The organism is Nannocystis pusilla (genome assembly GCF_020073745.1).
Classification (GTDB): domain Bacteria; phylum Myxococcota_A; class Polyangia; order Nannocystales; family Nannocystaceae; genus Nannocystis; species Nannocystis radixulma.
The window spans coordinates 1-22,057 of record NZ_JAIRAU010000018.1; the positions used below are offsets into that span (position 1 = coordinate 1).

Consider the following 22,057-nt stretch of genomic DNA (forward strand, 5'->3'; position numbering starts at 1 on the left):
GGTTCGGGCGCCCGACGTTCTTCTGGTCCTTGTTCGTCCACGTCGTGGTGAGCGTCGCGCTCTGCTTGGCCTCGTAGTAGTCGTCGTCGGCCGGCAGCCGCTTCGCGCCGGTGTCATTGCCGGGGCCCTTGCGATCGACCTTGATGTAGAGCTCGTCGCGGTCGCCGTCGCCGGCGGTGCTGGTGGTCTGGTTGACGGTCAGCTGCGGCACCGTCAGGCCGACCATGCGGACGTACTGGTCCGGCGACGGGCCGCACACGTACGGGTCGGCGGGCTGCGGCTTGGGCTCGGCGGACTTCGGCTGGTGGACGAGCGTGCCGCGGACGCTGACCTGCGTGTCGGTGGCGTCGGCCTTGCGCCTGGAGACGACCTTGACGAAGTACTTCTGGCTGGTGTCCGTCTCGTTGTACTGGGGCAGCGAGGCGAGCGAGACGTCGAAGGTGCTGTGCGTCCCGCCGGCGAGCACGGCGGTCGGCAGGGGCCCCGACGCGACCTTCTGGTCGACCGGGCCGGGCTTGTCCTTCCACAGCTCCCAGACGGCGGAGGCGACGGGATCGCGGTCGTCCCAGCGCACGCAGATCGAGCTCGGGCGCGCGAAGAACTTCATCGTGTGGTCGTAGTCGGGGAACTCCCCCGAGCAGCGCGTGCCGACCAGGGCGTGGCCGTTGACGAGCTGGAGAACGGGGGTCCTGGCCGGCGCCACGCCCGGAATCTTCTTGATCGCATCCTTGGGTGTCGCCGCGGTCGCGGGGCCGGACGCGAGCACCATGAGGCCGGCCAGCAGAAGGTGGATAGTCCTGGACATGCGGATAAAAACTCCCCGGCGCAGGCTTCGCGGAGACGGGCCTCGCGCCATCCGGCCTCGTCGTTGGTTGAGAGTCCGGCCCCGTCGCTTGTGAACCCGGCGCGACGAAAATTTCTTCGAGCCGTCACCGGGCCGCGCGCGAGTCGATGGGCGCCCCGCGCGGCGGCGTGACATGTTCGTATAGACATGTCCTCAGAGACATGAAACGGGGATGCCAAAAACCGCGCCGAGGCGCCCGGCGCGCGGCGATCTCCACCCGGGCGCCGGCGCGACCATTCCCACGCCCGCGGCCGACAGCCGTCTGCTCGCATTTTGTGGACCCGGGCGGGGCCGGCGCGGCCCTGTACTTCGTGACGCTTCCGTCACGATTCGCGGCCGGACCGTGATACGGACCGCATGCCGGTGAACCTCGCGCTCGCGCTCATCTGGCCGCTGATGCAGGCGGCCCCCACCTCGCGTCCGCTCGTCGACGCGCCCGAGGCCGTGCCGACGCCCGAGCGGGCGGAGGTCGTCACGACGGCCGCGCCCGCGGCCGCGCCGGTCGGCGAGGGGCCGCCGGCCGCGAAGCCGGCGGACAAGCCGGAGCTGAAGGTCGAGAAGTTCAAGTTCAAGCCGGGCAAGGGCTTCGAGTTCGCGACGAAGGACGGCAAGTACGCGCTGACGATCCGCGCGCGCCTGCAGGTCCGCTACGACCTCGAGCGCCCGAACGTGCCGGACGAGCAGATCGAGCACGTGCTGCAGATCCGGCGCGCGCGCCTGCAGTTCACCGGCAACGTGTTCGGCAAGCACAACCGCTACTACATCCAGCTGGGCTTCTCGCCGCGCGACATGCTCGGCGGGCTGCCCGACGGCTCGCCGGGCATCCGCTACAACCCGGTCCGCGACGCGCGGCTCGAGTTCACGTACCTGCGCGACTTCACGATCTGGGCCGGCCAGATGAAGGTGCCGTTCAGCCGCCAGCGCGTGATCTCGTCGGGCAACCAGCAGTTCGTCGACCGCTCGAGCGTGAACGAGGAGTTCAACCTCGACCGCGACCTCGGCGTGCAGGCCCGCTCGGACGACATCGGCGGGATCGGCTTCCTCAAGTACGCGGTCGGGGTGTTTCTGGGCGACGGCCGCAACGCCTACGCGCTGACGAACACCGGGGCGCTGTACGTAGGCCGCGTGACGGTGATGCCGCTCGGAAAATTCGAGGACGAGTCGGAGGGCGACCTGCAGCGGCTGAAGAAGCCCGGCCTGTCGCTCGCGGGCGCCTACGCGTACCACGACGACGCGCCCGGCGATCGCGGCGTGCACGGGGCCCGCCCGGCCGACGGCGGGACGACGGACATCCACCACGCGACGGCCGATCTGATGTTCAAGTGGCGCGGGCTGTCGGTCGAGTCGGCGTTCCACTACCGCAAGGCCCGGCGGCGCAACCCCGGCGGGGCGGTCGACGAGTTGGGCGCGCCGATCCCGGTGGCCATCCCGCGCGACGGGGTCGGCTTCTTCACGCAGGTCGGCTACCTGATCCCGCCGGCGGACGTCGAGTTCGTGACCCGCTGGAGCTTCGTCCGCAACATCTTCGGCGACCGCAGCTCGCTGATCGACCGCGACGAGCTCGGCGGCGGCGTCAACTGGTACGTCGCCGAGCACAACTTCAAGATCTCGTTCGACTACTTCCGCGTGTGGGAGACGTTCGCGGGGACGCCGGTGCGCCAGGCGATGGCCGACGGGATCGACCGGTTCCGCCTGGTGGTGCAGCTGGCGTTCTGAGTCCGTGAGGACATGTTGCGACGGACATGTCCTCACGGACAGTCGAGATTCAGCGGCAGTACTCGTCCTGGTGGACGACGGCCTCGACGACGATCTCGGTGCCCTTGCGAGCGACGAACTCGCTGAGGCCGACCTCGGAGTCGGCGTCGGGGCTCCAGTCGTAGGTGTAGCCGAGGCGCGTCCAGGGGTAGCCGTCGGCGCCGTACGAGACGGCCTCGAGGTCCTCGACCCACTTCTTGTGCGCGGGGTCGACGTCGGCCCGGAATTCGAGCTCCGCCACCGAGTCGTCGATCTCGGGGTCGGGGCTCGGGCGGAACAGGCCGTCGGTCGGGACCCACATGGTGACGATCCGGTCCTTGCCGTCGTCCGGCGGCAGGCCCATGAGCTGCTCGAGGCGGGCGGTGAGCTCGTCGCCCTGCAGGCCGGTGGCGACGCAGAAGTCCTTGAGCGAGGGGATCGGGGTCACCCACACCTCGACGCCGAGCGGCATCGACTGGCCCTCCATGCCGTCGTAGCCGTCGTACGAGGTCCAGGTGGCCACGAGGACCCGGTTCTCGGGGTCGAACTCGAGGTCGGCGTTGTCCGGCGTGATGGCGACGAGGTCGTCGGACACCTCGTCGGCCTCGGCGACGGCGGCGTCGTCGACGGCGTCACGGAACAGCTCCTCGGGCGTGGCCTCGTCGGCGGGCTCGCTGGTACACGCGACGGCGCCGGTCGCGAACGTGAACAAAAGGACAGGGCGGAGGATCGACATGCGCGGAGGGTACACGCGCCGCCGACGGCGGTTCAATCGCCGCGAGTCGCGAGAACTCGCGTCCGGGCGCCCATGGGCGCACGCGGGCGCCCGCCCCCCGGCTCGTTCGCGTCACGACCGGGGCGCGCGGGCGACCTGCGCGGCGCAGGACGGACCTGTCCGCCGGGACAGCCCGGTCCGCGCGCGGCTCAGTGCTCGTGGTCGTGGTCGTGGTCGCAGCGACCCTCGGCGTGGGCCTTCTCGTGCTCGGCGATCTGCCGCCGGACGTCGTCCATGTCGAGGCCCTGGACCTCGCCGATGAGCTCGTCGAGCGCCTTGGCGGGCAGCATGCCGGCCTGGCGGAACAGCAGGACGCCCTGGCGGAACACCATGACGGTGGGGATCGAGCGGATGTCGAACGCGGCCGCCAGCTCGGGCTGGGCCTCGGTGTCGAGCTTGCCCCAGACGATGTTCTGGTGGCGCTCGGAGGCGGCCTCGTAGACGGGCGCGAAGGCGCGGCAGGGACCGCACCAGCTGGCCCAGCAGTCGAGCACCACGGTCTCGTTGCCCTCGACGGTGCTCCTGAAGTTGTCGCTGGTGATCTCGGTGGTGCTCATGTCTCGGGTCTCCTGAGGTGCCTTGATAGCACCGGCTGCCAGGATGTCTGTCATGGTTCGTCCCGGCGCGCTCGCCGGAACTCGCACACGAGGCCGGCTCAGCGGGGGAATTCGGCCAGGATCTCGGCGATCGGGCGGCCGCCGAAGCGCGCGCGGGCCTGGTCTCCGGTCGAGAAAGAGCGCGAGCGCATGCGGTCGACGTACAGCGTGCCGTCGAGGTGATCGACCTCGTGTTGCAAGATCCGCGCGGGCCACCCGCGCACCCGCAGCGTCTGCGGCTGGCCGCGCCGGTCGAGGCCGGTGACCTCGACCTCGGCGTGGCGCTCGACCAGCGCGGTGTACCCCTGGACGCTCAGGCAGCCCTCGAAGAAGGTCCGGGTGTCGTCGCCGAGAGGCCGCAGCACCGGGTTGATGACGACGTGCACCGGCAGCTCGACGCGCTCGCGCTCCTGCAGCTCGGCGGGCGTCAGCTTGGCCATGAGGTCGGGGCGATCCTCGAGCACGAGGACCCGCAGCGGCACGCCGATCTGCGGCGCGGCCAGGCCGACGCCGGGGGCGGCGCGCATGGTCGCGATCATGGTGTCGATGAGCTCCTGGATCTCGGGGCTGGCGATCCGCTCGGGCGCGAGCTCGGCCGCGCGGGCGCGCAGCACGGGGTCGCCGGCCTGGACGATCGCAGGGAGGGAGGCGGACGGGGCGGCGGACGACATGGGCTTCGCGGCGGAGGCGGTGCAGCCGACGCTCAGCGCGGCCGCGAGGAGCTGCACGAGGGGACGGGCGAGGGACATGCGCGGTCCCGGCTAGCACGATCGGCGGCGGCCCGGAAGGGGGCGGTCGCGGACGGGCGGGCGCGATGCGAATGTTCTTCAGGACATGTCTGAATGGGCATGTGTGGCGAGTGGACGCGGCGCGGGGATCATGGCAGCCGGGCGGCCGGCGGGGCCTCGGCGAGGTGCTGGAGGTGTATGGTGGTGGCGTGCGATCGCTGCTGCTCGTCGTCGTGGTCGTGGATCCACGAGCCCGACGAGCCCCGACCGGCGCAGGGCGAGCCGGAGGTGCGGGTGGTGCCCGAGGCGCCGCCGATCGAGGACGCGCCGCCGGCGAGGCGGCGACCGAGCCGGTGAAGGTGGTCGATTCGCCGGAGGAAGACGGGCGCGAGCAGGGCAAGCGCGACGCGCAGGCGGCGATCGCCAGCGACGAGCTGGGGCTCGAGGCGTTTGGCGACCCGGCGCCGTGCCGCTACCGTTTGATGAAGGTCATGCTCGAGCGGTACCGGGTGCGGATCTACGAGGTGGCGGGCTGCGTGATCGACAAGTGCATCGCCGAGCACGCGGCCGGCTACGACGAGGTGATGGAGGCGGAGATCGTGCGGCGCCGCGGCGCGGACGTGTTCGAGAGGGCGGAGCGCGAGGCCGGCTGCTGACGCCCGCCGCGGACATGCGAATGTCACCGCAAGCCGATCAGGTCGGTGAGCGAGTCGCGGCGGTCCACAATGTCCATGAAGCCGGCCTCACGATCGGGTAGATCGAGGGCATGTCGAGGATGTTTACTCGCGAGCGCTGCATCCCCTGGTTGTTCTCCCAGGCGAGGGTGCGGCTCGACGAGGAGCCGGAGCAGGTCGCGCCGTCGGTCGACGGGCTGCGCGCCCGGATCCCACGCCCCGCCGCGATCGGCCTGCGCTTCACCGGGCTGGCCTCGTTGTTCGCCGCGGCCGTGGTGCTGATGTCCGGGTCCCGGCCCGCGCGGGCCGAGGGCGAGGCCACGAGCGCGTCGGGCCGCACGATCACGGGCTACACGCTCGGCGGGCTCGGCCTCGGCGCGCTCGTCGTCGGCCGGCGGATGGGCCGCAACGCGCCGGGGCTGGCGGTGCTGTGCGCCGGGCGCGAGGCCGACCTCGAACCGGGGGCGATGACGGCGCTGATCGGCGCGGCGCGCGGCCGCATGGCTCAAACGTCATGGCCCGAGGGACAGGTGTGGTTGATCTCCGAGGCGCCGCTGTCCGACGAGCGCAAGGCCCACGCGGCCGGGTTGAAGGTGCGCTGCTTCACGCCCGTGAACGGCCGCATCACCGAGGTGTGAGCGGGCGGTCACGGGCTGACCGGCTGCACGCCGGTGCCGAGCGCGACCTCGAGGTTGGCCTTGGCGACGAAGTAGTCGGCGACCGCCTGGACCTCGGCGGTGGCAGCGCTGGCGCTGGCGAGCTCGCGCAGGTTGACGAGCATGAGGTCGCCGGCGCCGAGCTGGAACTTGCGGTACTCGGCGCGCGCGAGCTCGCGGGTGAGCTCGACCTCCTGGGCGGCCAGGCGGGCGCGGTGATAGGCGGCGAGCAGCGCGGAGTGACCGTCGCGCACCTGGACGGCGATCCGATCGTCGAGGAGGCGCAGGTCGGCGGCGATCATCGACATGGCCGCCTCCGTGGCCTCGACCTGGCCGCGCGCGGCTCGCATGGGGATCGGGATCTCGATCGAGACGGCGGCGACCAGACTGGTGCGCCGCAGTTCGGGCACGAGCGGTCGACCGAGGTACTGCGCGACCCAGCCGGACAGGTCGACCCGCGGCGCGCGCTGGTTCTTGGCCCAGCGCAGCTCGACGTCGGCCTGGCCGCGCATGGTCATCGTGGCCCGGCGATCGGGCCGCCGCTCGCGCGCGCCGGCGATCTCGGCGTCGATGTCGTCGCTGCGCGGGTGGGTGGTCGAGGGCAGGCGGCCGGGCAGGCGGGCGTCGGTGGGCACGACGGGGTCGCCGTTGCCGTCGCGGAGGTACAGCGAGAGCGCCAGGCCGGCGGCCTGGAACGCGCGCTCGGCCGCGACGACGCGGCGCTCGCGGTCGAGGATCAGGCGCCGGTTGTCGACGGCGGCGAGCGGGTCGAGGGCGCCGAGCTCGATGCGGCGCTTCAACGCGTCGTGGCGCTCGCTCGCCAGGTCGAGCAGCGTCTCCTCGATCTCGAGCTGCAGGCCCGCCGCGGCCCACGACCAGTAGGCCGTGGCCGCCTGCGCCTCGAGCTCGAGCCGTCGCGCGTCGCGGGCGTCCTGCAGGCGGTCGCGCTCCATCGTCGACTGGCGGATGTTGGCGCGGGCGCGATCGATCTGGCCGTCGCGCCACAGCGGCAGCGTCACGCCGGCGGTCAGGGTGCCGGCGCTCGAGCGGACGTCGCGGCTGCCGACGCGGTCGTCGACGTCGAGCACGCTGTCGAAGGTGTTGGCGTGGTAGGGGAGCCGGCCGACGCCGACCTGCCAGCCGGCCCACGCGGTCATGCCCCACAGCGTGGTCGGCTGCTCGACGCGCGCGTCGAGGATGGCGTTGTGAAAGAAGGGCTCCCACACGCCGCGGGCGCGCAGGCGGGGGTCGTAGAAGCCGCGGCTGGCCTTCATCCGGCCCTTCGCGCCGCGTATCGCCTCGTCGGCGCTGCGCATGCGCGGGTCGTGGCGCGCGAGGCTGTCGAGCACCTCGGCGAGCGTCAGCACCGGGCCGGCGCGCGGCCGCGGGGCCGCCTGCTCGCGCGCGTCGTCGCCCTCGCGCGCGGGCTGGGTCAGCGAGGCGGTCGCGGCGCGCACGTCGAGGCGGGTGGAGAGCGGCGCCGCATGGGCCTGGGTGACGCCCAGGAGCGTCGCGGTGACCGCGGAGAGACGAAAGAGGGGGCGAGGGGCTGGCATGTCAGGAGGCCTCCTCGGCGTCCGGCGCGCGGCCCAGCGCGGGCGGGAAACCGTTGATCTGGCGCCACATCTCGAAGCCGAGGCGGACGCGCTCGAGCAGGACCCAGCCGTTGGCGCGCACGCCCTGGCGCAGCCAGCGGTGGTCGGGCCACGGCAGGTCGTCGGGGTCGGGCGACACGACGACGCGGTAGCGGCCCTCGTCGTCGGCGAGCGCGTCGACGAAGTCGACCACGCCGCCGAAGGTGCCGACGGCGACCGAGGGCCAGCCGACGAACTGCACCGCGGGCCAGCCCTCGAACTGCAGGCGGACCCTGCGTCCGGGCGAGATGAGGGGGCCGTCGCGACCGGCGACCCACAGCTCGACGGCGCTGGCGCCCATGTCGGGGACGAAGGTGGCGATCACGTCGCCGGCGGCGACCATGTCGGTGCCGTGCCGGCCGATGAGCTTGAGGATCGTGCCGTCGCGCGGGGCGACGATCTTCATCCGCCGCTGACGCGCGACCCGGGTCTCGAGCTGCACGAGGTCGCCCTCGGCGGCCGCGAGCGAGCTCTCGGCCGCGGCGAGGGCGCTGCGGGCCTCCTCGATGGTGGCGCGCGCGGTGGTGTCGACGGCGTCGGCGTCGGCGTCGAGGGCCCCGATCTCGCGCAGCGAGGCCTTGAGCGCGGCGCGGGCGGTGTCGAGCTCGGCAGCCCTGGTGGCGGCCTCCAACTTCGCCAGCTCGAGGTCGCGGGTCGAGGTCAGGCCCTCGTCGAACAGCGCCTGTGTGCGCGTGAGGTGGAGGCGCGCCGTCTCGTTGGCCGAGACCGCGGCATCGACGGCGCGCTGGGCGACGTCCTGGCGGTCGCGCCCGATCCGCGCGCGCAAGCCGGCCGACGACGACTGGGCGGTCCGGCTCAGCTCGAGCGCGGCGATCTTGGCCTTGCTGACGTCGACGGCGCTCTGTGCGGCGATCCGGCGCGCCTCGATCGCCAGCCGCTCGCGCTCGAGGCGGGCCAGGATCTCGGGGTCGTTGTCGCTGATGTCGGCGATCGGATCGCCGGCCTTGACGTGCGAGCCCTCCTCGACGTGCCAGGTCTGCAGGCGGCCGTCGATCGGCGCCTCGATCGCGTGCTGGCGGTCGAGCGGCGCGTAGGCGATGACGCGGCCCTGGCCCGGCAGGCTCTGCTGCCACGGCACCAGCGCGAGCGCCAGCACGACGGCGAGCAGCCCGAGGCCGAGCAGGTGGACGGCGAGGCGGGTGCTCCGAGGCTGCCGGACCGACAGCAGGCTCGCGCGCGTGGTGTCGAACACGGGGACGATGTGAGTCGGCGGGTACATGCGGGCATTCGCCTGGGTTCGGTCGATGGGGTCACCGGATTCGCGGCAATGCGAAGCCCGGCCGTGGGCCCCCGAAGGGGCTCAGGCACGAGCGGGAGGCAGGTTGTTCGCGGACCCGGCAAGGGCCCAAAGCGCGGCTCGACACCGCGTCGCCGGCACAGCCGGACGCGTGTCAGTGGATTCGACGATGTGCGGACAATTCACGCGCTACGCGGATCGCATGCGAATCGCAGGCGAGCGCGGCGCTCCACAAAGTCAGCACATCGTGATCGGAGGCCCGCGCGCGTACCTGCCGCCCGCGACCCGGGTGCGCGGCGACGTCGTCGGCGCCGGCAGCGGCCACGCGGTGAACGCGTGCACCTGCACGAGCACGAACTCGTGGCGCGGCGGTTCGAGGGCGTCGCTGTCGTCTCGGCGCGCCGAACGGTCGATCGACTCCTGCGGCAGCGAGACCACAGGGACCTCGTGGTGCCCGGGGGCGCAGCTCTCGTCGCTGGCGCCGCGCTGGACGGCGGGCGACTCGTGCGCGGCGGTGGAGAAGAGCAGCGCCGTCGACACTGCTATCAGCAGCGCCCACGCGAGTCTCCACCCCCCGACAGCCAAACGCATGAGGACGACGCGAGTGTAACACGCGCCGCCCCGCGGGCTGCCGGCGAGGTCGCTGAAATCTCGTGAGATTTGACGAGCGCGGATTTTTTCGCCGGCGCCATGTCCATGCGATGCGCGAGCCGAGCTTCCGGGTCGGTGAGGCGGCGCGCAGGCGCCGGCCGACGGGGCGGCGGAGGAGCCGTCCTCGAGGACGATGGGCGACCTGCGGACGGAGACTGCGGCGACCAATGGCGCGAGCCCGAGCCGACGACGACGATGAACGGCACGACGGCGGGCATCGGCGAGGCGCTCGGGAGCGCCGACCTGCCGGTGTGCGACGACGCCGTCCTCCTCGGTGCAGTCGATGTGGCGCCGGCGGGGGCGGGGAGCGTCGGTGACGGTGGCGCCTGTCCCTCGGGGCATGCGCATTCACGCATGTCGTGGAGAGCATGACCGATCGGACATGCCACTAACGGCGTCATGGCCGCTCGTTCGGGCGGCGCACGCCGGTCGGTCCGTGGAGGTGGTCGACGCTGACGAGCACGTCCTCGCCGGCCTGCCAGCCGTCGTACTCGGCCCGCGGCGTGTCGCGGGTGTAAGTCTCGCCGTCGTCGCCGTAGCTGAACACGACCGCGTAGGCGCCGCTCTGGACGGTGCGCTCGAGGGCGCCGGCGGTGGCGATCTCGGCGAAGCGCAGGCTGTCGTGGCCCTCGCCGGTGACGACCTCGCTGTCACGGCCGCTGATGTCCCGCTGGCCGCAGCGCGTGCAGTCCCACTTCCTCCAGGCCGTGACCTCGGTGCTCACCGCGGCGAACCATACCGCGGTGTCCGCGACGTGGGGGCGCACGACCGCGCGACGCGTGGCGATGTCGGTGCAACACTGCGTCTCGTTCATGCACCATCACGCACGCATTCGAGCGCTCGTCGTCGCCGTCGCGGTCGTCGGCTGCACGCCGGGCGATGAGGCCGAGGATACGGGTTCAGGGCCCGGCTCGACGACCGCAGCCGCGGTGACCGACACCGATGCGACCGGGACGGCGACGAGCGGACCGACGACCACGGCGACGAGCGTGGCGACCGAGGCGGCGACGTCGAGCACGGGCGACTCCGGCGACGAGCCGACGGGTGGCACGACGGGCGACGAGCTCGACGCGTGCGCGGGCGTGGTCAACACGCCGGGACCGGTGCTCGACCTCGCGTGGCCGGCCGCCGAGAACGTCGGCCACGACGCGGTCGAGGGTCAGACGGTGCGCTTCCACTGGTCGGGCCTGCACAACGTGCTGCAGGTCGCGACCTTCGACGGGCAGGTGCCGCCGACGCCGCAGTTCGGCGACGCCGGCTGGGAGCGGCAGATCCACAGCGGGGCCAAGCAGCAGGACGGCAGCTTCGACTGGGACATCGGCACGTACCCGTGCGGCTATCGCCCGGGCATCTACTTCTTCGTCGACGAGGACGATCCGGCCGGCGGCGTCACGTCGGTGACGGTGACGGTGCCCGAGTTCGACAACGACCACTACGAGCCGCGGCCCTGCTCGGTGCTCGCCGATCCGCTGGTCTACGGCGGGCGCTATGCGCAGTACGCCGATCGCCCCGACTGCACGGTGTTCGAGGTCAACAACTTCCAGACGGTGGCGCACTTCGACTGGGTCGACCCGGTCCTGGTGGCGCGCCAGGGCGACCTGATCCTGTTCCGCTGGACCGGTGAGCACAACATCGTCCAGGTCCACGACGTGGACCAGGACACGCTGGTGCCGGGCGGCATCACCAGCGGGCCGAAGACGAACTGCGTCGGCGGGCCCAACTACTCGTGCGCCAACGGACCGCCGGCGCTCGGCGAGTACCTCGTCGACACCACCGATCACCGGCCGGGCATCGTCCACATCTCCGACGAGTGCGCGTACACCTGCACCGGCAGCCCGACCGGCATGAACATGCAGTTCGACCTGCGCTTCCCGGTGCCGCACAACACGCCGCTCGAGCCGGTGAAGGGCTCGTGCTGCGCGATCGACCCGGCGAAGGGCGAGGACTGCCGGGTGGTCGAGATCTACAACGGCAACGACGGGGCGCAGCTCGACTACAACGTGCCGATCGGCCGCGGCGACCTGGTGCGGTTCCGCTGGGCCGGTTCGCTGCAGGTCTACCAGTCGCTGTCCGACGGCAACGGCGGACCGAGCATGGATCCGCGGCCCGGCGGGGTGGCGATGGCGGAGGCGGTGGAGTGCGTCCCCGGCCCGGACATGAGCTGCCTCGGCGGCGACACCGAGGCGGCGCAGCTGGTGTTCGACGTCGCCGAGCAGCTGGCTCTCGGCAACTACGAGGAGGGCATGTTCGGCGAGCGCTTGTTCTACTTCGCGGCGCTCGGCGAGAACATGAGCGGCTTCACGTCGGCCGACAGCAAGACGCTGCTCTACGTCGACGACGGCGTCCCGTACGACCCGGACCCCGCGCCGTGCCCGTGAGCACGGGGTGCCCGGGTGAACATGTCGTCAAAAGCATGTCTGGATGAGCATGTGCTCGGAGACATGCTCCCGAGCACATGCTCCGAAGTTCAGGCCGGGGCGAGGACCAGCAGGAGGTCGCCGGCGTCGAGGTTGTCGCCGACGGCGACGGCGAAGCGGCGGACCACGCCGGGGTGCGGGGCGGCGACGACGGTCTCCATCTTCATGGCGGAGAGGACGACCAGGGCGGCGCCGGCGGGGACGCGGTCGCCGACGGTGGCGCGCAGCTCGGTGACGGCGCCGGGCATCGGCGCGGCGACGGCGGCGGGGTCGTCGGGGGTGGCGCGCTCGCGCTGCTTGACGGTCTGGACGGCCGACTTGTCGGGGATCCGCAGCGAGCGCGGCTGGCCGTTGAGCTCGAAGAAGACGTCGCGCTGGCCGTCGGGGCCGAGCTCGCCGACCGCCTTCATGCGGACGATGAGGGTCTTGCCCTGCTCGATCTCGACGCTGAGCTCCTCGCCGACCGGCAGCGGGGCGAAGAAGGCGCGGGTCGGCAGGCGAGCGACGTCGGCGAACTGGGCCCGGAACGCCAGGTAGTCGCGGAACACGGCCGGGTAGAGCGCGGCCGAGACGACGTCTACGTCGCGGAGGTTCATGGTGGTGAGCTTGCGGAGCTCGGCGGCGAGGGCGTCGAAGTCGAGGTCGGGCAGCGAGGCGCCGGGGCGGCCCTCGAAGCTGGGACGCCCGCGCAGCACCTGGGTCCGCAGCGGCTCGGGGAAGCCGCCGTGCGGCTGGCCGAGGTGGCCCTGGAAGAACTCGACGACCGAGCTGGGGAACGACAGGGTGTCGGCCTGCGCCAGCACCTGCGCCTCGTCGAGGTCGTTCTGGACCATGAACTGCGCCAGGTCGCCGACGACCTTCGAAGACGGGGTGACCTTGATGATGTCGCCGAGCAGGCGGTTGGCGGCCGCGTAGGCGCGCTTGATCGCGGGCCAGCGCGAGGCGAGGCCGAGGGCGTTGGCCTGGAACTGCAGGTTGGTCAGCTGGCCGCCGGGCATCTCGTGGAGGTACACGTCGGCGCTGCCGCTGAGGTTGCCGGCCTCGAACGGGGCGTAGAGCGAACGGGCCTGCTCCCAGTAGGTGCCGAGCGGCGAGAGGTCGGCGATCGCCAGGCCGGTGTCGCGCTCGCTGCCGTGGAGCGCGGCGACGATGGCCCCGAGGGCCGGTTGCGAGGTGACGCCGGCCATCGCGGTGATGGCGGCGTCGACGACGTCGGCGCCGGCGGCCGCGGCGGCGAGCATCGAGGCGACGCCGGTGCCGGCCGTGTCGTGGGTGTGGACGTGGATCGGGACGTCGGGATGCGCGGCGCGCAGGGCCTCGACCAGCAGGGTGGCGGCGCGCGGGCGCAGGAGGCCGGCCATGTCCTTGATGGCGAGCACGTGCGTGCCCATCTCGACCAGCTTGCCGGCGAGGTCGACGTAGTACTGCAGCGAGTACTTGGTGCGCCCGGGGTCGGCGACGTCGCCGGTGTAGCAGAGCGCGGCCTCGATCACGCCGCCGGCCTCGCCGACGGCGTCGATGCCGAGCTTGAGGTTCTCGGTGTAGTTGAGGCAGTCGAAGATCCGGAACACGTCGACGCCGCGCTCGGCCGACAGGCGGACGAACCGGCGCACCACGTTGTCGGGGTAGTTGGTGTAGCCGACGGCGTTGGCGCCGCGCAGCAGCATCTGGAACGGGATGTTGGGGACGAGCGCGCGCAGCCGCTCGAGCCGGTCCCACGGATCTTCGCGGAGGAAACGGAGGGCGACGTCGAAGGTGGCGCCGCCCCACATCTCGAGGCTGAAGGCGGGCGCGAGCACGCGGGCGGTCGCGGGGGCGATGGCGAGGAGGTCGATGGTGCGGACGCGCGTGGCGAGCAGCGACTGGTGGGCGTCGCGCCAGGTGGTGTCGGTGAGGAGCAGGCCGGGGTGGGCGCGCACGGCCGCGGCGAAGGCCCTGGGGCCCTTGTCGCGCAGGAGGTCGCGCCAGCCCTTGAGCGGGGCGTCGGCGCGGGTCTCGGGGATCTCGGGCTCGACGCGGGCGGGCGGGTTCTGGGTGGCCCACGGCGTGGTGGGTCCGTTGACGGCGACCTCGGCGAGGAAGCGGAGCAGCCGCTGGGCGCGGTTGCGCCGGGCCGGCAGGTCGAACAGCTCGGGGGTGCCGTCGACGAAGCCGGTGGTGATGTCGCCGGCGACGAACTTGGGGTGGGTGAGGACGTTCTGGAGGAACGGGATGTTGGTCTTGACGCCGCGGATCCGGAACTCGGCGAGGGCGCGCAGCAGCTTGTGCCGGGCGGCGTCGAAGGTGTTGCCGCGCGCGGTGACCTTGACGAGCATCGAGTCGTAGTGCGGCGTGATGACGGCGCCGGAGTAGCCGCTGCCGCCGTCGAGGCGGATGCCCATGCCGCTGGCCGAGCGGTAGGCCTCGATCCGGCCGGTGTCGGGGCGGAACTGGGCCCGCGGATCCTCGGTGGTGATCCGGCACTGGATCGCGTGGCCGCGCGGGACGATGACGTCCTGATGGAGGCCGAGGTCGGCGAGGGTGGCGCCGCCGGCGATCTGGATCTGCGCCTGCACGAGATCGACGCCGGTGATCTCCTCGGTGACGGTGTGCTCGACCTGGATCCGCGGGTTGACCTCGATGAAGTAGTGGCGACCTGCCTCATCGACCAGGAACTCGACGGTGCCGGCGTTCTCGTAGCCGACGGCGCGCGCGAGCTTCAGCGCGTCGGCGTGCAGGCCGGCGCGTGTCTCTTCGGGCAGGCCGAGCGCGGGCGCCATCTCGACGACCTTCTGGTGGCGGCGCTGGACCGAGCAGTCGCGCTCGAACAGGTGCACGACCTCGCCGGCGCGATCGGCCAGGATCTGGACCTCGACGTGGCGGGCGGCGCCGACGAAGCGCTCGAGGAAGACGGTGCCGTCGCCGAAGGCGGCCTTGGCCTCGCTGGCGGCGCGGGCGAACGCCTCGTCGAGCTCGTCCTCGCGGCGGACGACCCGCATGCCGCGCCCGCCGCCGCCCATCGCGGCCTTGACGATGATCGGGAAGCCGTGGGCGGCCGCGAAGGCGCGCGCGGCCGCGAGATCGGGGACGGGACCGTCGCTGCCGGGGACCACCGGGACGCCGCTGGCGATCGCCAGGCCGCGCGCGGCGGTCTTGTCGCCGAAGATCTCGAGCGCGGCGGCCGAGGGCCCGACGAAGGCGACGCCCGCGGCCGCGCAGGCGCGCGCGAGCGCGCTCTTCTCCGAGAGGAAGCCGTAGCCGGGGTGGATGGCGTCGACGTCGTGGGCGACCGCGAGGGCGACGATGGCGTCGATGTCGAGGTAGGCGCCGACGGGGCTCTTGCCCTTGCCGACGAGGTAGGCCTCGTCGGCCTTGTAGCGGTGGAGGTGGACGCGATCTTCGTGGCTGAAGATCGCCACCGTGCGGATCCCTAGCTCGGTGGCGGCGCGAAACACCCGAATCGCGATCTCGCCGCGGTTGGCACACAGGAGCTTGCGGATCGGTCGAGAGGCGTCGGGCATGGCGCGAGGGACATAGCAGAGCTCGCGCACGCGCGGGGGGACGGGCGCGAGCGTGCGGCGGGGGGGCCGGGGAACACGGTCCGCGCGCGTTCTGGCGCGGGCGGTACGCGAGCCGCGCAGGTGCGGCAGGGGGGCCTCGGTGCGGTATGGTGCAGGTGTGACCGAGGAGCCGCTGCCGCGCCTCTACGGCGACTTCGAGCTCGCGCGCCTGATCTGCGCCAACGCGACGGGGCGGATCTATCGCGGCTTCTTCCATGGCCACCGCGCGTCGAACGTGCGCGTGTTCAGCCGCATGTACACGTGCGACGAGGCGGCGGTGCAGACGTTGCGCGCCGACCTCCAGGCCGACCGCGTCATGCACCCCTACGTCACCGGCGGCTCGTGCTACCTGCCGTTCCGCGTCGAGCAGACGGTGCTGCAGGCGATGAGCCCGCGCGAGGGGGTCGACCTCGGGAGCCGGATCGCCGCGCGCGGGCCGATGTCGTGGCCCGAGGCGCGCTCGGTGCTGCTCGACGTGTGCCGCGGCCTGGCCTTCGCGCACGCGAAGCTGGTGGTCCACGGCGACCTCAAGCCGGAGAACTGCTTCTGCGAGGAGCCGATGGAGGGCGACCCGGAGGCGCGCAGGCGGGTGCTGGTGATGGGCTTCGGGCTGGCGCGGGCGTTCCGGCGGGCGTTCCCCGACTGGCGGCCCGAGCTCGCCGACGTGGTCGAGCCGACGAGCGTGTTCCCGGTGTACATGTCGCCCGAACAGGTGGCCGGCGAGCAGCCGACTGTCCTCTCGGACATCTATGCGCTCGGCGTGTTGATGATCCACCTGCTGACCGGCGAGCGCCCGCGCGCGAGCGGCGCCCCGCCGGCGATCGAGCGCGTCGGGCTGTACGGCGCCTACCGCGGCGAGGACGGCGGAGCCCAGCTGCCGCCGGCGCAGCTCGACGTGGCGCTCAAGGCGGCGGCCCGCGAGGCCGGCCGCCGCTACACGTCGGTGCGCGAGTTCGCGGCCGCGGTCGTGGCGATCGACGGCGGCGACCCCGAGGTCGAGCTGGCGGACTTCAAGACGCCGGGCGGGCGCTAGGCGCGACCGGGGGTGCGATGGTCAGGGAGACATGTCGTCATGGACATGGTCGAAAGCCCATGTGCAAGGGGACATTGACGCATAGACATGTCTCCCGGGCCAGCCTGCGTCACTCCGCGCAGTCGTAGGCCGGCGTCAACGCGCCGTCGGTCGCCGACAGGAGCGTGGGCGGCCCCGCGGGCGCGCCCGTCGGCAGCGTCACCGTCGCCCCGGGCGCGAGCGTATACCACTCGAGCTCGGCGTACGCGAGCGGCTCCCCGGCCGTGCACAGCTGCGGGGGCCCGTTGCTGTGCAGCAGGTGCACGTCGCCCGCGCCGAGCACCTCGCCGACCAGGTCGGGGCCGATCACCAGCGCCGTCTCCTTGTCGACCCCGATCCCGAGCACCTGGGGGGCCCAGCCGTCCTCCACGATCCGCGCCACGAAGCCGATCAGGCGGCACAGCCGGCGGCGCGCCGTGAAGTGCGAGTCGGTGACGACGCCCGCCAGCGGCGGCAACGCCAGGAAGTCGCGGTCCATCGTCATGTACATGTTGTACGGATCGAGGAGCGCCTCGTCCTCGATCACCGAGTCGTTGTAGGCGGCGTAGACGAACTCGCCGAGCACCGCGAGCCCCGCGCTCGTGCCCCCGATCACCCCGCCGCGCGCGTACACGTGCATCAGCGCGGCCTCGACCGGCGTGTCCTTCCAGGCCGTCATGTACACGGCCTGGTCGCCGCCGGCGATGAACACCGCCTCCGCGTGCGCGATCGTCCACGCGACGTACGGCTCGTGCGCCAGCGCCGGGGTGTCGACCCGCAGGGTCTCGACCGAGTCGACGCCGCCGATGGCGGAGAACAGGTAGTCGTTGTAGCCGTCGGCCCCGGAGGCCCGCAGCACCACCACGTCGCCGCCTGCGAGGTACTGCGTCTGCCAGGTGAAGGCGGCGTCGACGTCGGTGCTGCCGCCCATGAGGATCAGCCCCGGGCCGGTCGGCGACACGTCGGCGTCGGCCGGATCGCCGGTGACCCAGTGGGTGAGGGCGTCGGGCTTCGGCGGCGGGAGGTCCTCGCCCTCCGAGGTCCCCGTGTCGACGGACGTGCTCGTGGTCGACGTGGTAGTCGTCTGTCCTGAAGAGCCTGTCACATCGGTCATGCTCGATGTGACAGGTCCCGTCGTACTCGTCGAACCGGTCGTCGGCTTGGAGGTCCCGCTCGACGTCGAGCTCGACGTCGTCTCCGGCGCCTCGGTCGTCGACCCGCCGGCTCCCCCCTGGCAGCCGGCGAGTCCGAGCAACCCCAGGAGTCCGAACCGGCGCGCGGGCGACATCGGCAGAGGTATCCCCGCCGAGGTCCTCTGCGTCAAGGGGCGAGATTGGCGGGCTGCGGGGGCTGCTCGAAATGGCCCGGTCGTGGCGCGAGTCGTCGTCGCGCCGGGCCGCGACAGGTTGGCCAGGCGCGAGGAGGGAGCACGCGTCCAGCGTGGCGGAGAACGAGCGAGGGCTGCTCGAATGGCCCCGGTGGCGGCGCTAGAGGGCGAACCAGGCGATCGCGGCCGCGGTCACGCCGATGGCGGCCAGGATCGCGAACACCAGCAGCGGGTGCGGGGCAGCGGCCGGGTGATTGGCGGCGCGAGGGCGCGGGATGGCCGAAGATACAGGTGAGGTCGAGGCGGTCTTCGGGACAGGCGCTGCGCCGGTCCGCGGGGCGGCCAAGTGGGCCCCCGAGGACCCCCGCGCGAGCGCGGGCGGGTGGGCGCCGGAGATGGCCTTGAGGGCAGGTTGGGGGACGGCGGCGTGCGCCCCCGAGGTGGCGGCGGCGGTGGTCCTGGGGACAGCCGGGTGGGCGCCGGAGAGGGTGCGCGGGGCTTGGGGGCCGGCGGGTCCGGGCCTGGCGACGGTCGGGGGAGCGCCCGCGGGCGCGGCGGCGACGGGAGGATGGGCGCCGGAGAGGGTCCGGGGAGCGTGCGCGCCGGGGGCACCGGGCCGGGCGACGACGGGGTGGGCGCCCGAGGGCCCGGCGGCGCCCGGTCTGGGCGGGGGGAGGTGGGTGCCCGAGGTCTCGGACGAACTGGCCTTGGGGACAGCCGGATGACCGCCGGTGGACCTGGCGCTCGGGACAGTCGGGTGGCCGCCGGTGGACCTGGCGTTCGGGACAGCCGGGTGGCCGCCGGTGGACCTGGCGTTCGGGACAGCCGGGTGGCCGCCGGTGGACCTGGCGTTCGGGACAGTCGGGTGGCCGCCGGTGGACCTGGCGCTCGGGACAGTCGGATGGCCGCCGGTGGACCTGGCGTTCGGGACAGTCGGATGGCCGCCGGTGGACCTGGCGTTCGGGACAGGTGCGGGCTCGGCGTCGGCGAGCGAGCGCGGGGCGGCGGGGGTGCGCGGCGCGGTGTCGGTGAGCTGCGCGGCGCCGCCGAGCGGGGTGGTGGGCAACAGGCGGGTGCGCGGGCCGGGGCGCTCGAACGGCAGCAGGGCCTCGGCGAGGGCGGCGGCGCTGGGCCAGCGCTGGTCGGGCTGCTTGCGCAGGCAGCGGGCCACGATCTCGGACAGGCCGGGCGGGATCTCGGGGACGAGGGTGTGGACGGGGGGCGGGTCGTAGCCGCGGACGGCGGCCAGCGAGTCGGCGACGGTGTCGCGCGCGAACGCCTGCTGGCCGGCGAGCGCCTCGTAGAGGATCGCGCCGACCGACCACACGTCGGCGCGGCGGTCGACGGCGCCGGCGCCGTGGATCTGCTCGGGGGCCATGTAATTCGGCGAGCCCATCATGGTTCCGGCGCCGGTGCGGATCGAGTCGTTGAACTTCGAGATCCCGAAGTCCATGAGCTTGACCAGCCACTGATCACGGATCGCGCGGCACAGGTAGATGTTCTCGGGCTTGAGGTCGCGGTGGATGATGCCGGCCTGGTGGGCGGCGTGCAGGCCGGCCAGCGCCTGGCGCAGGATCCACACCGCGAGGCCGGGCTGCAGGCGCTGGTAGGCGTCGATCAGGTCGCTGAGCGAGCAGCCCGACAGCAGCTCCATGACGATGTAGGGGCCGATCGTGCTGCGACCGAAGTCGAGGACGTCGCAGATGTGCGGGCTGCCGATCCGGCCGGCCGCGGTGGCCTCGTTGCGGAAGCGGGCCAGCAGGTCGGCGTCCTCGGCGTAGCTGGCGTGCATCAGCTTGATGGCGACCGGGCGCTGGACGAACTCGTTGGTGGCCTGCCACACCGTGGCCATGCCGCCGTGGCCGAGCCGCCGGTCGAGGCGGAATTTGCCGTCGAGCAGGCGACCCTCGAGCGGCAATGGGACGCCGTCGTTGGGGCACAGCAGGACGTCGTCGCGAAAGCTCTCGCCGCACGTGCGACACGCGACGAGCCGCGGCGGCGTCGATACGACCATCGGCGGCGGACTATATCACCGGCAATGGTGAGTCCAAGGGAGGGCGCGTGGCCGCGCGAGCGGACGGACCCGCGGCGGCGAGGCGTCCGCGGAAGATGTGTCGGTGACGGCCGGCTGATGTGTGAGGCGAGTCCGGGCCGGGGGACCGTGAGGGAATCGGGGCGAGGCGCGGCGACACGGGCTGGAAAAACCTGCGCCGGCGCGCGTGGTCACGGGCCGACTTCGTAGCGCTGCTGGCGTTGGCGGAACGCCTCGCGGCCGCCCTCCATCAGCCGCAAGATGTGCTGCTTCACCGCCTCGACGCCGCCCTGGGCGACCTGCCGGGCGTTGCGGCCGTCGGCCTCGAGGACGATGACCTGGGCGGCCTCGCCGAGGACCGGGAGGTTGGGGTTGTGGGTGATGAAGACGAGTTGGCGCCGGCCGCGGCTGGCGGCCAGCTGCGGGATGATGGCGTCGGTGATGAAGCTGTTGTCGAGGTTGTCCTCCGGCTGGTCGACCAGCAGCGGGGCCTCGCTGTCCATCAGGAGGATCGGCAAGATGGCGGCGCTCTTCTGCCCGGTCGACAGCTTGTCGGAGCTGCGCCAGTCGCCCTGGACCTGCAGCTCGATGCGCGGGATGTCCTCGAGCTCGAGCACGTCGAGCTCGAAGCGGCGTTCGGGGGCCTCGCGCAGGGCCTTGAGCAGCGATTCGGCGAACTCGGGGTTGATCTCGGCGGTGGCGGCCAGGGCCGCGTGATCGTCGCGGTCGACGAACTGGCCCAGCTGAACCGGGCTGACCTGGGCGACGAGGCGCTCGATCGGGGCGTTGTACTGCTTGCCCGAGCGACGCATCACGGCGACCAAAAACTCGCGGTAGGCGGTGACGTCGGCGGCGGCGGCCAAAATGATGCGGACCTTGCCGCCGAGGTGGGCGCTGACGCTGCCGGCGGCGGCGCTGCGGCGGGCGTGACGATCGCCGCGCAGGCGCGTGAGCTCGTCTCGCAGCTCGCCGCGGGCCCGCAGGGTCTCGTCGAGCGCGGCCTGCAGCTCGCGGAGCTCGGCCTTGCTGCCCGACAGGCGCAGGACCTCGCGGGCGGCCTCGTCGCGGGCGGCCAGGCGGGCCCCGCTCTTGGCGGCGACGGCCGCGAGCTCGGCGTAGCGGGCCTCCTGCGGGGCGTGGGCGACCGCCAGCGCGGTCCCGGCGGTGTCGACGGAGCGGTCGAGCAGGGCGATCTTGTCGAGCGGCGAGGACACGTAGAGCTCGATCTCGGCGACCTTGCGCTGGATCTCTCGGGACAGGTCCCCGAGGACATGTCCGTTGGGACCTTTGAGGACGGCGTCGGGGATGGCGGCCGTCAGCCCGCGCACCTGCGGCAGGACGGTGTCGCCGATCAGGCCGCGCAGCTTGCCGAGCGCGGCGCGGACGCGGTCGAGGGCGGCCTTCTCCTGCTCCCGCAGGGCCTTGTGCTCGGCGGCGGTCTGCAGGTCGGCCACGCCGCCCTCGCCGAGCGCGGCGTTGGCGGCGGCGAGCTTGCTCTCCCAGCTCGAGAGGTCGATGAGGTCGCGCTGGGCGGCGTGCAGGCGGGCGTGGAGGGCGATGACCCGCTGGGCGTTCTCGCGCAGGGCCGAGGTGGTCTGCGCCAGCTGGGTCTCGATGGCGTGGCTCTGCTGGCCGCACAGGCGGTCGATGAGCTCGCGCTGGGCGACCGGGTTCTGGGCGATGTCCTCGATCTGGTTGTGCGAGAAGATGGCGGCGTCGACGAGGACGGACGAGCCGAGGACCTCGGGCCGGACCGGCTTGCCGTGGGCGTCGGTGACCTGCGGCGCGTCGTGGGCCCCGCGGCGGATCTGGTAGACGAGGCCCTCCTGGCTCTCGAACTCGAGCTCGACGTAGCCGCTGGCCCCGAGGTTGGCGGCGAGGAGGTTCTTGAGGCGATCGTCGGCCAGCTTGGCGGCGCTGGTGCCCGACCGCGGGGCGCGGTCGAGGGCGTGGCGGATGAACTCGAGGACGGTGGTCTTGCCGCTGCCGCGACCGCCGATGATGCAGTTCAGGCCGTCGGCGAAGCGGACGTCGAGCTTGTCGAGGAAGCCGCCGTAGACGCGGAGACGACGCAATTTGTGGTGAACCACGCTGGACCCTCCGTCCGACACGATAGGACCCATGCGCGATCTCGTCCAGAG

At 72.7% G+C, this 22,057-nt stretch carries 18 protein-coding genes; 6 read left to right on the forward strand and 12 right to left on the reverse strand.

All coding sequences use genetic code 11. From position 1 onward, the window contains the following. Positions 1 to 805: hypothetical protein (locus K7C98_RS14995; RefSeq protein WP_224192337.1), on the reverse strand; the 805-nt coding region annotated here is incomplete at its 3' end. A gap of 396 nt (positions 806 to 1,201) precedes the next feature. Here K7C98_RS14995 and K7C98_RS15000 point away from each other — a divergent pair. Next, positions 1,202 to 2,560: a porin gene (locus K7C98_RS15000; protein ID WP_224192338.1), complete on the forward strand. Its 1,359-nt coding sequence runs from the start codon at positions 1,202 to 1,204 to the stop codon at positions 2,558 to 2,560. A 49-nt stretch (positions 2,561 to 2,609) separates the two neighbouring features. On the opposite strand, the gene K7C98_RS15005 is transcribed toward K7C98_RS15000, so the two are convergent. From K7C98_RS15005 to def, 3 genes are all read right to left on the reverse strand, one after another. Next, complete coding sequence (locus K7C98_RS15005) at positions 2,610 to 3,314, reverse strand: hypothetical protein (RefSeq protein WP_224192339.1); 705 nt, start codon at positions 3,312 to 3,314, stop codon at positions 2,610 to 2,612. 188 nt (positions 3,315 to 3,502) lie between these two features. Continuing rightward, a complete protein-coding gene (locus K7C98_RS15010) occupies positions 3,503 to 3,910 on the reverse strand; it encodes a thioredoxin family protein (protein WP_224192340.1) in 408 nt (135 codons plus the stop codon). Positions 3,911 to 4,008: 98 nt separating this feature from the next. Then, positions 4,009 to 4,698 carry a peptide deformylase gene (def, locus tag K7C98_RS15015; RefSeq protein WP_276572670.1) on the reverse strand — a complete coding sequence of 230 codons (690 nt, stop codon included), beginning with the start codon at positions 4,696 to 4,698 and terminating at the stop codon, positions 4,009 to 4,011. A gap of 180 nt (positions 4,699 to 4,878) precedes the next feature. Here def and K7C98_RS15020 point away from each other — a divergent pair, with 180 nt between their 5' ends. The 3 genes from K7C98_RS15020 to K7C98_RS15030 all read left to right on the forward strand — a co-directional run bounded on the left by K7C98_RS15020 (position 4,879) and on the right by K7C98_RS15030 (position 5,989). Next, complete coding sequence (locus tag K7C98_RS15020) at positions 4,879 to 5,034, forward strand: hypothetical protein (protein WP_224192341.1); 156 nt, start codon at positions 4,879 to 4,881, stop codon at positions 5,032 to 5,034. Positions 5,035 to 5,036: 2 nt separating this feature from the next. Continuing rightward, positions 5,037 to 5,333 (forward strand): hypothetical protein, encoded by a 297-nt coding sequence (locus tag K7C98_RS15025; protein WP_224192342.1) that lies wholly within the window; start codon positions 5,037 to 5,039, stop codon positions 5,331 to 5,333. 110 nt (positions 5,334 to 5,443) lie between these two features. After that, entirely contained in the window at positions 5,444 to 5,989 is a 546-nt protein-coding gene (locus K7C98_RS15030) for a hypothetical protein (protein ID WP_224192343.1), read from the forward strand. Positions 5,990 to 5,997: 8 nt separating this feature from the next. Here K7C98_RS15030 and K7C98_RS15035 read toward each other — a convergent pair whose 3' ends face one another. From K7C98_RS15035 to K7C98_RS15050, 4 genes are all read right to left on the reverse strand, one after another. After that, positions 5,998 to 7,563, reverse strand: a complete 1,566-nt coding sequence (locus K7C98_RS15035) for a TolC family protein (RefSeq protein WP_224192344.1) — start codon at positions 7,561 to 7,563, stop codon at positions 5,998 to 6,000. Position 7,564: 1 nt separating this feature from the next. Further along, positions 7,565 to 8,881 carry an HlyD family secretion protein gene (locus K7C98_RS15040; RefSeq protein ID WP_224192345.1) on the reverse strand — a complete coding sequence of 439 codons (1,317 nt, stop codon included), beginning with the start codon at positions 8,879 to 8,881 and terminating at the stop codon, positions 7,565 to 7,567. Positions 8,882 to 9,136: 255 nt separating this feature from the next. Continuing rightward, positions 9,137 to 9,490, reverse strand: coding sequence for a hypothetical protein (locus K7C98_RS15045; protein ID WP_224192346.1), 354 nt, complete (start codon positions 9,488 to 9,490; stop codon positions 9,137 to 9,139). 457 nt (positions 9,491 to 9,947) lie between these two features. Then, positions 9,948 to 10,364 carry a hypothetical protein gene (locus tag K7C98_RS15050; protein ID WP_224192347.1) on the reverse strand — a complete coding sequence of 139 codons (417 nt, stop codon included), beginning with the start codon at positions 10,362 to 10,364 and terminating at the stop codon, positions 9,948 to 9,950. Here K7C98_RS15050 and K7C98_RS15055 point away from each other — a divergent pair. Then, on the forward strand, positions 10,363 to 11,928 hold the full coding sequence (locus tag K7C98_RS15055) for a hypothetical protein (protein WP_224192348.1): 1,566 nt from the start codon (positions 10,363 to 10,365) through the stop codon (positions 11,926 to 11,928). The two genes, K7C98_RS15050 and K7C98_RS15055, sit on opposite strands and share 2 nt — an antisense overlap. 89 nt (positions 11,929 to 12,017) lie before the next feature. Here the strand turns inward: K7C98_RS15055 and pyc are convergent, their stop codons facing one another. Then, positions 12,018 to 15,467, reverse strand: a complete 3,450-nt coding sequence (pyc, locus tag K7C98_RS15060) for a pyruvate carboxylase (RefSeq protein WP_224192349.1) — start codon at positions 15,465 to 15,467, stop codon at positions 12,018 to 12,020. Between the two features lie 157 nt (positions 15,468 to 15,624). Here pyc and K7C98_RS15065 point away from each other — a divergent pair, with 157 nt between their 5' ends. Further along, the gene (locus K7C98_RS15065) at positions 15,625 to 16,539 is read left to right on the forward strand and encodes a serine/threonine-protein kinase (RefSeq protein WP_224192350.1); all 915 of its coding nucleotides are present in this window, start codon (positions 15,625 to 15,627) and stop codon (positions 16,537 to 16,539) included. 109 nt (positions 16,540 to 16,648) lie between these two features. Here the strand turns inward: K7C98_RS15065 and K7C98_RS15070 are convergent, their stop codons facing one another. The 3 genes from K7C98_RS15070 to K7C98_RS15080 form a co-directional block, all read right to left on the reverse strand. Beyond that, entirely contained in the window at positions 16,649 to 17,671 is a 1,023-nt protein-coding gene (locus K7C98_RS15070; RefSeq protein WP_224192351.1) for a cyanophycinase, read from the reverse strand. A gap of 373 nt (positions 17,672 to 18,044) precedes the next feature. Then, positions 18,045 to 19,898, reverse strand: coding sequence for a serine/threonine-protein kinase (locus K7C98_RS15075; RefSeq protein ID WP_224192352.1), 1,854 nt, complete (start codon positions 19,896 to 19,898; stop codon positions 18,045 to 18,047). Between the two features lie 209 nt (positions 19,899 to 20,107). Further along, complete coding sequence (locus K7C98_RS15080; RefSeq protein WP_224192353.1) at positions 20,108 to 22,006, reverse strand: AAA family ATPase; 1,899 nt, start codon at positions 22,004 to 22,006, stop codon at positions 20,108 to 20,110. Positions 22,007 to 22,057 lie beyond the last annotated feature (51 nt).

Bases quoted from the DNA above. Each gene is read 5' to 3' on its own strand.
- K7C98_RS15000 (WP_224192338.1), top strand. From the start codon at position 1,202: ATGCCGGTGAACCTCGCGCTCGCGCTCATCTGGCCGCTGATGCAGGCG.
- K7C98_RS15005 (WP_224192339.1), bottom strand. From the start codon at position 3,314: ATGTCGATCCTCCGCCCTGTCCTTTTGTTCACGTTCGCGACCGGCGCC.
- K7C98_RS15010 (WP_224192340.1), bottom strand. From the start codon at position 3,910: ATGAGCACCACCGAGATCACCAGCGACAACTTCAGGAGCACCGTCGAG.
- def (WP_276572670.1), bottom strand. From the start codon at position 4,698: ATGTCCCTCGCCCGTCCCCTCGTGCAGCTCCTCGCGGCCGCGCTGAGC.
- K7C98_RS15030 (WP_224192343.1), top strand. From the start codon at position 5,444: ATGTCGAGGATGTTTACTCGCGAGCGCTGCATCCCCTGGTTGTTCTCC.
- K7C98_RS15035 (WP_224192344.1), bottom strand. From the start codon at position 7,563: ATGCCAGCCCCTCGCCCCCTCTTTCGTCTCTCCGCGGTCACCGCGACG.
- K7C98_RS15040 (WP_224192345.1), bottom strand. From the start codon at position 8,881: ATGTACCCGCCGACTCACATCGTCCCCGTGTTCGACACCACGCGCGCG.
- K7C98_RS15045 (WP_224192346.1), bottom strand. From the start codon at position 9,490: ATGCGTTTGGCTGTCGGGGGGTGGAGACTCGCGTGGGCGCTGCTGATA.
- K7C98_RS15055 (WP_224192348.1), top strand. From the start codon at position 10,363: ATGCACCATCACGCACGCATTCGAGCGCTCGTCGTCGCCGTCGCGGTC.
- K7C98_RS15050 (WP_224192347.1), bottom strand. From the start codon at position 10,364: ATGAACGAGACGCAGTGTTGCACCGACATCGCCACGCGTCGCGCGGTC.
- pyc (WP_224192349.1), bottom strand. From the start codon at position 15,467: ATGCCCGACGCCTCTCGACCGATCCGCAAGCTCCTGTGTGCCAACCGC.
- K7C98_RS15070 (WP_224192351.1), bottom strand. From the start codon at position 17,671: ATGACCGATGTGACAGGCTCTTCAGGACAGACGACTACCACGTCGACC.
- K7C98_RS15075 (WP_224192352.1), bottom strand. From the start codon at position 19,898: ATGGTCGTATCGACGCCGCCGCGGCTCGTCGCGTGTCGCACGTGCGGC.